At 58.8% G+C, this 718-nt stretch carries 2 protein-coding genes; both read left to right on the top strand.

Annotated features, from left to right (window positions below):
• The first annotated feature begins 9 nt into the window (after positions 1-9).
• On the top strand, positions 10-174 hold the full coding sequence (locus tag ACR0B3_RS24425) for a TOBE domain-containing protein (protein ID WP_480811301.1): 165 nt from the start codon (positions 10-12) through the stop codon (positions 172-174).
• The coding region (locus ACR0B3_RS24420) for a putative sulfate exporter family transporter (protein ID WP_480811300.1) at positions 171-718 on the top strand (548 nt) is incomplete at its 3' end. The genes ACR0B3_RS24425 and ACR0B3_RS24420, both read left to right, overlap by 4 nt.

Raw genomic sequence — 718 nt, 5'->3', positions numbered from 1 at the left:
GTCGAACAATTGGGCAGCGAAAGCTATATCTTTGTCACCCTGCCGTCAGGGGAGCCGCTGGTGATCCACCAAGCGGGTCAGACTGATATCGCCATTGGCCAAACAGTTGCCGTCAAGCTTGCCCCTGAGGCCGTTCACATCTTCCGTGCCGATACAGGGCGCGTGTGTCGGTGACCCTGCGCAACGCTGACATCCTCTCTGGCCTTCAGCGCATTGGGCCAGGGTTGCTGATGGCGCTTTTGGTGGCGATGGCTGCGCAATTCCTGTCGGATCATTACGGCGCGCCCGTGATGCTGATGGCGATTTTGCTCGGCATCCCATTTCATTTCCTCTCGCAAGAGCCGCGTATGGCCGCAGGCATCCAATTTGCGGGCCGCACCGTTCTGCGCATTGGGGTGGCGCTGCTTGGCCTTCGCATTAGCGCGCAATTGTTAGAAGGCATTGGCGTGGCCGAAGCGGTCATGCTGGCGATGGCGGTCGTCACCACGATTGGCGCGGGAATTTGGCTGGCCCCGCGTTTTGGCAGATCGGGCTATTTTGGGTTTCTCGCGGGTGGCTCTGTTGCCATTTGTGGTGCCTCTGCGGCGCTTGCCATTTCAGCGTTACTGCCAAAACGGCATGTGGCCGAAGATGATGTCACCTTCACTGTGGTGGGGGTAACGGTTCTCTCAAGTGTCGCGATGATCATCTATCCGATGATCGCCACCTCGCTTGGTCT

This window comes from Ruegeria sp. CE9 (genome assembly GCF_056537425.1).
The sequence above is the reverse complement of the archived record's forward strand: the minus strand, read 5'-3'. Positions and strand labels throughout refer to the sequence as shown.